Source organism: Capnocytophaga sp. oral taxon 324 str. F0483, assembly GCF_000318315.2.
In the GTDB taxonomy this organism is placed as follows: domain Bacteria; phylum Bacteroidota; class Bacteroidia; order Flavobacteriales; family Flavobacteriaceae; genus Capnocytophaga; species Capnocytophaga ochracea.
On record NZ_KB291535.1, the window covers coordinates 147924 to 157741 of the forward strand.

The window sequence follows — 9818 nt, forward strand, 5'->3', positions numbered from 1 at the left end:
GGAATAACGAAGGAATAACGAAGGAATAACGAAGAATGGACGAAGAAACAATAAATGTAAAATGAATGTAAGGTGAATGTAAGGAGTAAATGTGTTGTGTATATGACGGTATTTTGGTGCTGAAAAGGGGAATTTGTACAATTGTTATTATTTTACTACTTTTGCCAAAAATTCTGTACTGATGGAAGCAAATGTTATCAGAGCTGGAAATTACAACGTTTATTTTAATGAGGAAGGAACTGATTTTATCAATCGAATAGTTGCGGAAAAACGTCCTTCGAAGCTGTTTTTGTTGGTGGACAGTCATACCAATGAAAAATGTTTGCCTGTGTTTTTACCTACTCTCATTACTGATATTCCGATAGAAATTATAGAAATAGAAGCGGGAGAACTGCATAAAAACCTCGATACTTGTACGCAAGTGTGGCACGCACTTTCAGAATTAGGAGCCGACCGCAAGAGCTTGCTCATAAACGTAGGAGGAGGAGTGGTAACCGATTTAGGAGGCTTTGTGGCTTCTACCTATATGCGCGGAATGCCCTTTATTAATGTGCCGACGAGTTTACTGGCAATGGTAGATGCCTCGGTAGGGGGGAAGACGGGGGTGGATTTAGGTCCTTTGAAAAATCTTGTAGGAGTGATAAACAATCCGTTGGGGGTGGTGATAGACTCGCAATATTTAGGAACGTTACCTGCTGAGGAATTGCGTAGCGGAATGGCAGAGATGTTTAAGCACGGACTTATTCGTTCGGAGGCTTATTGGAACAAAATGTGTGATTTGAGAAGCCTTTCGTTAGCTGATTTAGACAGTCTTATTCACGAATCGGTGGTGATAAAGAATGAGGTGGTAATGCAAGACCCGAAAGAATGTGGATTGAGAAAAATACTGAATTACGGTCATACGCTGGGGCACGCTATCGAGTCGTATTGTTTGGAAAACCCTAATCGCCAATGTTTGTTGCACGGAGAGGCTATTGCGATAGGAATAGTGTTGGCTACTTACCTATCGGTGAAAAAGTTAGGATTCCCTAAGGGTAAATGCGATAAGGTGAAAAGCGTATTGAGTGAGTATTTCAGCAAACAAACTTTTCATAAAGAGGATATTGATGATATTTGTGAGTTGATGCGTTTTGACAAGAAGAATGTAGCGGGCAGAGTACACTTTGTGCTTTTGGAGGAGATAGGTAAGCCTAAAACGGATTGTGTAGTGCCTGAGGAAGAGATTTACGAGGCATTTGAGTACTATAGTGCGAGCCACACGAGGAGATAAAAGGTAAGACGTAAAAGGTAAAAGATAAAGCCAGTGAGGGCTCACAGCTGGGTGTGTGGAGGTGGATTAATTAGCAAATGAGAAAATGAGGGAATGAGGGAATGGGAAAATGGGGAGATGAGAAAATTTGACTAATAAAACAATAATTAATTATGACAACCTTTTTTAGGACGTGACAGTGATTTTTTTGGGTGAATATTAAGTGAGGAAGCAAAAGAAATTAAAAATATATAAAGAATTAAACATTGAGATATAGCAATTACAATAGTATTTTTTGGTTATTTATTTTGGTGGTGTTACAAGGGTCGGCACAAAGTTATTGGCGCAAAGCTGATTTCTCGACTCAGCGCAGTGCAGCAGTAACTACTAATAACCCCAATTATCAGTATTTTACACTGAATAAAAAGGCGTTTGCACGTGCTTTGGAAACCGATAGTAGACGCAGTGAGGCTACCGTTCAGATACCTGATGCCAACGGAACACTCATTACTTATCGCATTGCACCTACGCAGGTTCTTTCGGAAGCAGTTGCACGAAAATATCCTTCTATTAAAACTTTTGTAGGTAAATCAGTAACCGACCCCTCTAAACATATTCGTTTTACGTGGAGTGATTATGGGCTTGATGCTATTATGGAAGAAGAGTTGAGCTATTCGTTTATAGAAGCAGAAGATAAAGAAGGTGTTTATTACAGGGTTTATCGTCGTAAGGATGTTGAAAAAGCATTCATAGACTGTAAAACATTAGATGTGCCTACTCTTTTGCAGGAAAGTAAAGCGGCTCAACGCCCTTCATTTCAGACTAAACCTATGCAACGTACCTTTCGCATTGCAATTGCTTGCACCCACGAATATACTGATTATTTCTGGGGGAAGGCTTCAGCTTTTGCCCAAATAGTCAGTACGCTAAACCGTGTAAATGAGGTCTATGGGCAACAGCTGTCGATTGTTTTCCAGTTAGTTTCGGACGATAGTGTAGTATATGAGACTAAAGATACTGACCCTTTTACTGGTATTAACTACGAAAAAGAATGGTACGACAATAAAGCTCTTGTATTGCAACAAGTTTTGGACAACAAGATAGGTAATGCTAATTATGATATAGGGCAGTTGTTTCACAATGCAGCAGAAGGAGGTAATGCAGGTTGTATAGGGTGCGTGTGTACCAACGACCGCAAGGGACAGGGATTTTCGTCTTATCCGTTTGCTTACGTACGCAATAGAAGTGCTTTTGATATAGATGTGGTAGCTCACGAGATAGGACATCAACTGGGGGCACGGCATACTTTTTCTTATCGCAGAGAATATGGGTCGGGGTCGCAGATGGAACCAGGGAGTGGTACTACTATTATGAGCTACGCAGGAGTTACGCGATATTATGATGTGCAACAGAATGCTGACCCTTATTTTCATCACCGCACTATTTACGACATTACAGATAACCTACAAGGCAAGTCTTGTGCTACCGAAAATTCTACGGGCAACACCCCTCCTGAGATACCCGACTTGAAAAGCTATACTATTCCGTATGGAACTGCCTATTTATTAGAGGGTACTGCTACCGATGCTGATGGCGATGCGTTGCTTTATACGTGGGAAGAAAGCGACAATTATACAGAAACGGGTAATTATTATTTTTCACCTACAATACGTTCAGGAGCTACGGCACGCTCTATGAAACCCTCAGCACAATCATATCGCTATATCCCGCGTTTGGAACGTATAGTAGCGGGTACGCTCACCCAGCAAAAACCTAAAAAAGGAGATGCTTGGGAAACAGTGCTCAACATAGGGCGTACCTTGCATTGGACTTTTATGGTTATCGACCGTCCTTTAGCAAGTAATCAAACAGGAAATACAGCTTATAAAACCATTGATGTGGTAGTGAGTGCAGATGCGGGTCCGTTTAAAGTGAGTTCGCATACCGAGCAAAGCACTTGGTATGTAGGACAAAAAGTAAGTTTGCAGTGGGATGTAGCTAATACTGATAAAGCACCTGTGAACGCCGAAAAAGTTAAAATACTCTTTTCGACTGATGGGGGAGCTACTTTTTCGCATACCTTAGCTACAGGATTACCCAATAACGGGAAAGCTGAAATAAGCGTGCCTGATGCTATTAAAACGCAGCAAGGAAGGTTTATGGTGAAAGCTGAAGAGAACCTATTTTTGGCGGTGAATGCAGGGAATATCATCGTAAAAGAAGATGACGATGTGGATAATGACGGCATACCTTCGCGTATGGATAACTGTCCGACTGTAGCCAACCCTGACCAAGCTGATGCTGATAATGACGGTGTAGGCGATGTTTGTGATGACGATATGGACGGTGATGGGATTTTAAATGTTTTGGATAACTGCCCTACTGTGTCTAACACTACCCAACAAGACACTGACAACGATGGTATAGGAGATGCTTGCGATAACGATATAGATGGAGATGGTTTCTTAAATGACCAAGATAATTGTCCTAATGTATACAATCCAGACCAAGCTGATTTAGACGATGACGGTATAGGCGACGCTTGTGATGACGATGTAGATGGCGACGGAATCCCGAATGCACAAGACCCACAGGTGGATTATGTGCTTATCTCCAACGCTTTTACCCCTAATGGCGATGGGGTGAATGATACTTATGTGATAGCGCGCGCTGAACGATACCCTAATAACAGCCTGTATATATTCAATACCTTAGGGCAATTAGTCTACTCGGCTCACGGGTATAAGAACCAATGGAACGGTAAGAAATCTGATGGTACCTTAGTGCCACAAGGTTCGTATGTAGCTATTTTCAGTATTGACGGCAGTGAAAAGAACAAGAAACAACTTTGGATTTACATTAATTATTAAGAAGAGAAAAACACAGAATCCTATGAAAAAGATATTATTAAGTATGTTGGTAATAGGCACAAGTGCTTTGCACGCACAAGCCACAGACCCTACATACATTTTTTATCAACAACACGAAAACCTAATAAACCCAGCAGCAGTGGGAATGGAGTTTGGACACACTATTTCGGTGGATATACGCAACCAGTGGCGAGGAATGACCGAAGCCCCACAAACGCAAACCCTTTTTACTACGCATCGTTTGAGTGACCGCGTGGGGTTAGGTTTTTCATTGGCAAGCAACAAAGTGTTTATACAGAAACAAGCAGGCATTTACGCTGATTTCTCATATGCAATACCCATTTCGTACAACTCGCGATTGATAGGAGGAATTAAATTTGGCGGTGATTTCTATAATATAGACGGCAGTGATATGACGTATTATAACGGTTTATACAACCAGTATTACCCTAATGGCACACGTATGCACCCTACTTACTATTACGACCCTTATTTGCAAACCATTTCAGGAAAGTTCCAGACTAACTTTGGGGCAGGGCTGTATTATGACCACCCTAACTTTTACGTAGGTTTTTCTATCCCGAATATGCTTGCTACTGATAGGGTACGAATGGATAATGACCAAATGACTTCTTTAGCCGAAACAATGTACTTCTATACCATAGCAGGCTATTACTGGCGTCTTACTCCCGATTTCACTATTAAACCGCGTTTGCAGATGCGCTTAGCCAAAGGCGAATATCCCTCGACCGATATTACAGTAGCAGGAAACTTTTTGGAACGAGCAGAATTAGGGATTACTTATCGCACAGATAAGGCTGTGAATGCTTATGTATTATTTAATATTCCTAATTATTATGTATCTATAGGCTATGGTTTTGAGAGCTATTTTCAAACCCATATGAATTTACAGTCGCGCAACTCTCACGAGTTTTTGGTGCAATTTAAATGGTAAGGCTAAGAGGTGAAAATGAAATAAAGAGTGTTATTGTAATTTAGAATTTAAGTGTTTGAGTTGTTTTTGTTTCTAATTGTTAGTTTATATTGCCTTTACTCAAATATTGGAGCTTTGTAGTTACAATTTGCTCTTATCCTTTATTAGAAGAAATTATTATCAGAATGAAAAGAAGATTACTTATCAGTGTTTTTTTGTTTATCGCAGGAGCACTACAAGCTCAATCTATAGACCCTACGTACATATTTTATCAACAACACCAAAACTTGGTGAATCCAGCTGTGGTAAGTAAGGAAAAGGGACATACTATTTCAGCAGACATTCGTAACCAATGGCGCGGAATGAATGAAGCTCCCCAAACGCAAACCTTTTTTACCACTCACAAGATAACTGACCGCGTGGGCTTAGGGCTTTCAGTAACCAATAATAAAGTATTTATTCAGAAGCAAACGGGTGTTTTTGGGGACTTTTCTTATAGAGTGCCTATAAACGAACATTCTAATATCGTAGGAGGAATTAAGTTTGGAGGAGAGTTTTATAATATTGATATAAGCCAAATACGCACATATAATCACTTGTACAATGTGGGACAGAATGCTACGCGCTACGACCCCTATTTGCAAGATATCTCGGGGAAGTTCCAATTCAACTTTGGGGCTGGAGTTTATTGTGAATTTCGTGACTTTTATGTAGGGCTATCTATCCCCAATATGCTTGCTTCTGATAAAGTGGGTATGGAAAATGATGTAATGACTTCCGTTGCTGAGAATATGTTGTATTATGCAATGGCGGGCTATCATTGGCACATTTCCTCTGATTTTACTCTAAAACCAAGCGTACAAATACGTCTTGCTAAAAAACAAGAAGCCTCAACAAACTTTACTGTAGCTACTGACTATTTAAACCGTGCTGAGGTAGGGCTTACCTATCGCACTGATAAGGCTTTTAGCTCTTATGTGCTCTTCAATATCCCGAATTATTATTTATCAGTGGGATATGGTTTTGAAACCTACTTTCAAACACATCTCAATTTACAATCGCGTAACTCTCACGAGTTTTTGGTACAAGTGAAGTGGTAGTGTGAGCTGCACGAGCAATTATTTTACTGTATATTGTAGCGTAGTATACTGTGCCACCCGAAAACCTCCAAGAGGGTTCTCACGAGAATTCCCTTTGTTCACAATATTACCTATGGGGCGCGTAGGAATAGTAAATGGGCCTTGTCCTTCTGATAGTCTTATAAGCATTTGCACAAATTCTTTGTATTGAGGGTGAATCCGATAAAGTGTTACGTTTACAATATCTCCTTTGTTTAACTTATCATTATTGAGTCCTGTCATTATAAAGAAAAACTTATGGTTAGCAATGTAGTTATCATCTAAGGAGAAGTAATCAATCTTCTTGCTGCTACTTTGTGTCAGCCTTACTAAATAAGCATTGGCTACACCATCACTAATACCGTCAAAGTAGAATTTTAACTCTATTTGGTCACCTAAAAAGCCTCCGTTTTCTTTCTGTACTATTTTGTCAGAAGGTATTATAGGAGCTTCAAGCATTTTGCTCTTAGCAGTATAGGTTTGTCCGTTGAGTTCTATGATAAGTTCATAGTCTTTGCCCAATTCAGGAGTGATACCTGTGGGAAATACATAACGGCTACCGCCTTTTAATGTGGCTACGTTATCAGTGGTAATGGTAGAAGTACCGTCCCATAACGAGAGTTGGTACTCTTGTGTCTGGGTTTGAGTATGTGCTTTGATTTTCACAATGGCGTCATCAATAGCAGGTGAAGGCGTATCGCCAAAATAGGCTTCCGTATAACTGATGTCCACTACAGGATAGGCTTTTGTCTCTCCTTTCTTCCAATCGAGAGATGCATCAATCACTAACTTTTGAGGAGCAGAGTCCAATTTTAAATCTATGACCTCTTCACAAGAAGTTAAAGCTAAAGCACTGAGAAGTATAATATAAATATTTCTTATTTTCATAGTAAATAGAGGTTTAAGTATTAGAAACTAAAATTATAAGTTACACTGGGTATGATACCAAAAATAGAGAGTTTAACGGCTTCATTTTTATGGGTGTCTAAGTTCTCACGGAAGGAAACACTCACAGCATTCTTGCGGTTGTACACGTTGTAAATACCGAAAACCCATTCGCTTTTCCAACGCTTGTTTGGGCGTTGTGGCGTATAGGTAGCCGAAAGATCCAAACGGTGATAAGTAGGCAAGCGGTATTCGTTGCGTTTGCTATAGTCAGGAACGCTCATTCCTAAGTAGTTATAACGTCCTACGGGGTAATTAGTAGGTAAGCCTGATTGAAAGTTAAATACAGCTCCGAATGTCCATTTAGGAGAGAGCTCATAGGTAGCCGTAATCGAAACATCGTGAGGTTTGTCGTAGGGAGCACTATACCAGTCGCCGTAGTTGATACCTATTTCTTCAGAGGTACGTCCTTTAGTTTGCATTTCCGATTTTGAGAGTGTATAAGCTATCCACCCAGTGAGTTTACCGGTGTTTTTACGCAATAACAGTTCCAAACCATAAGCTCTGTTTTCCCCTGTTAGCAATACTTGTTCAATTGCTTCGTTAGCAATGAGGTTCGCACCGTCTATATAGTCTAAGCGATTTTGCACTTTCTTGTAATAAGTTTCAACCTCTATACTGTATTTATCGTCCGAGAAGTTAGAAGCATAACCCAACGCCACTTGGTCAGCTAACTGTGGTTTGATAAACTCATCACTGGGTGCCCATACGTTCAAAGGCGAAGGTGAAGCTGTGTTAGAAATCAAATGTACATATTGAGCCGTGCGTGCATAACTCGCTTTTATTGATTTATTATCGTTGAAAGCATAGCTCATAGTAAAGCGCGGTTCGAAGTTAGAGTACAAATTTATAATACGGTTGCTACCGTAGTACTTCGTCCCAATAGGGGTCGCTTTCTGATAGATTTGTCGGCTAGCGTTAAATACCACAGGGTTATCATCTTTATACACATTTACAGTACGCTTTCCTAAGTGATAAAAATTACTGAAGCGCAAGCCGTATGATACCGTAAGAGCTTTCCCAATTTTCTGTTCGGCATCAGCATAGAATCCCAATTCAGCAGCATATTTATTGTCCAATATTTTTTCTTTAATAGTAGAAGCAGGAGAGGTAGGTACTATTTTACCAGGTTTGAAGGTATAATATAGTCCTTGAAAGCCGTAGGTAAATTTAAACTTCTCTGATACATAGTTTTTGAAATCATATTTTAGGTTAAAATTTTCTATCCCTGATCTCCATATCATATCAAGCAAGTTAAAGTCAAACTTATAGTCGTAATTGCTATAAATAATCGAAAGGTTTGAGAAGAGCTTCTCAGTAAATAAGTGATTCCAACGCAAATTCACTAAAGCATTACCATAAGCATTAGTAAGGTTATTGCTCAGTTTAAAGAAGTCCCTACCAAAGTACCCCGAAAGATACAGTGCATTGTTTGGGTTCAGTTGGTAAGAGAGTTTTGTATTGAGGTCGTAAAAGTACATCGAATTTTCATTGTCGCTCAGTTTGAGGAAGAGATGAGCGTAAGAGGCGCGACCTCCTACTAAAAATGAGGCTTTGTCTTTCACTATAGGACCTTCCGCAAGTAATCGTGAAGAGAGCACCCCTATGCCCCCTGTAGCCCCAAACTTGTTCTTGTTACCCTCTTTCTGATAAATATCCAAAACTGAAGCGATACGTCCGCCATAACGTGCTGGAATTCCTCCTTTGTAGAGTTTCATATCACGTATAGCATCAGCGTTGAAGACACTCAAAAAACCAAAGAGATGTGATGCATTGAAAATCGTTGCTTCATCAAGAAGCACTAAATTCTGGTCAGCAGCACCTCCACGCACGTTAAATCCTGATGATGCTTCGCCTGCGTTGCTCACACCTGGCATCTGCATCAGCGTTTTGATAATATCTACTTCACCCACCAATACAGGCAGTTTCTTCACCGTAGCGATAGGAATAGAAGCTACACTCATTTCAGGCTTGCGTACTGCTGTTTTCTGGGTTGTGGCATTTGCAGTTACGTCTACTCCTGTAAGCTGAATAGCCTCAGGCTTCAGTTTGTAATCTTTGCGGATATTCTTGTCTAGTACTATAGTTTCTTGGTGAGTACCATAGCCTATATACTCAATGGTAATGGTATATTTGCCTTCGGGCAAGGTAATAGAATAGAACCCGTACTCGTTGGTAGAGGTACCCGTGTGCAGTTCTTTGATGATAAAGTTTACCCCTAAGAGCTTTTCGCCGTTAGAAGCATCAGCAATCGAACCACTAAGGGTGTATTTGTGCTGTGCAAAAACAGCAGTTGTAGCTACTAAAAACAATAGTAGCAAACATTTTCTTTTCATATGTTACTGTTTTTATTTTTCGGTACAAAAGTATAAGACAAGATGTTTATAGCACTTATCTATTTCTTTTAATAAGTTATCAATTTTGTGCCTTTTTGAGTGCAAAGGTATAACAATATTGTGGTTTATACAAAAAACTAATCAATGATTAGTGAAATAATAACCAACGCTTGATTGTTTTTTTACTAAACTTACAACTTCAAAAATCTACTAATTTACCAATTAAAAAAATACCTGTCGTGTTACGACTGCTTGTGCGGCTCGCACTTTCTATTCACTCTTCCATACAAAAAAGTCAGCAATTAGCTTTATACTAACTGCTGACTCTTATTTCATCCCCTAATTTTCTCATTAACATTACCACCC

6 protein-coding genes are annotated in these 9818 nt (G+C 39.8%); 4 read left to right on the forward strand and 2 right to left on the reverse strand.

From position 1 onward, the window contains the following. Nucleotides 1–181: 181 nt before the first annotated feature. From aroB to HMPREF9072_RS10965, 4 genes are all read left to right on the forward strand, one after another. Nucleotides 182–1270: a 3-dehydroquinate synthase gene (gene aroB, locus HMPREF9072_RS10950; RefSeq protein WP_009750649.1), complete on the forward strand. Its 1089-nt coding sequence runs from the start codon at nt 182–184 to the stop codon at nt 1268–1270. Nucleotides 1271–1515: 245 nt separating this feature from the next. Then, nucleotides 1516–4119, forward strand: a complete 2604-nt coding sequence (locus HMPREF9072_RS10955) for a thrombospondin type 3 repeat-containing protein (RefSeq protein ID WP_034566420.1) — start codon at nt 1516–1518, stop codon at nt 4117–4119. 22 nt (nt 4120–4141) lie between these two features. Beyond that, on the forward strand, nt 4142–5074 hold the full coding sequence (locus HMPREF9072_RS10960; RefSeq protein WP_002677100.1) for a PorP/SprF family type IX secretion system membrane protein: 933 nt from the start codon (nt 4142–4144) through the stop codon (nt 5072–5074). 164 nt (nt 5075–5238) lie between these two features. Continuing rightward, nucleotides 5239–6153, forward strand: coding sequence for a PorP/SprF family type IX secretion system membrane protein (locus HMPREF9072_RS10965; RefSeq protein WP_009750651.1), 915 nt, complete (start codon nt 5239–5241; stop codon nt 6151–6153). Nucleotides 6154–6171: 18 nt separating this feature from the next. Here HMPREF9072_RS10965 and HMPREF9072_RS10970 read toward each other — a convergent pair whose 3' ends face one another. Both HMPREF9072_RS10970 and HMPREF9072_RS10975 read right to left on the reverse strand, forming a co-directional pair. Beyond that, nucleotides 6172–7059 carry a DUF4249 family protein gene (locus HMPREF9072_RS10970; RefSeq protein WP_009750652.1) on the reverse strand — a complete coding sequence of 296 codons (888 nt, stop codon included), beginning with the start codon at nt 7057–7059 and terminating at the stop codon, nt 6172–6174. 20 nt (nt 7060–7079) lie between these two features. Beyond that, nucleotides 7080–9452 carry a TonB-dependent receptor gene (locus tag HMPREF9072_RS10975; protein ID WP_009750653.1) on the reverse strand — a complete coding sequence of 791 codons (2373 nt, stop codon included), beginning with the start codon at nt 9450–9452 and terminating at the stop codon, nt 7080–7082. Nucleotides 9453–9818 lie beyond the last annotated feature (366 nt).

Coding starts and splice junctions, on each gene's coding strand:
- HMPREF9072_RS10960 (WP_002677100.1), top strand. CDS start 4,142: ATGAAAAAGATATTATTAAGTATGTTGGTAATAGGCACAAGTGCTTTG.
- HMPREF9072_RS10965 (WP_009750651.1), top strand. CDS start 5,239: ATGAAAAGAAGATTACTTATCAGTGTTTTTTTGTTTATCGCAGGAGCA.
- HMPREF9072_RS10975 (WP_009750653.1), bottom strand. CDS start 9,452: ATGAAAAGAAAATGTTTGCTACTATTGTTTTTAGTAGCTACAACTGCT.
- aroB (WP_009750649.1), top strand. CDS start 182: ATGGAAGCAAATGTTATCAGAGCTGGAAATTACAACGTTTATTTTAAT.
- HMPREF9072_RS10970 (WP_009750652.1), bottom strand. CDS start 7,059: ATGAAAATAAGAAATATTTATATTATACTTCTCAGTGCTTTAGCTTTA.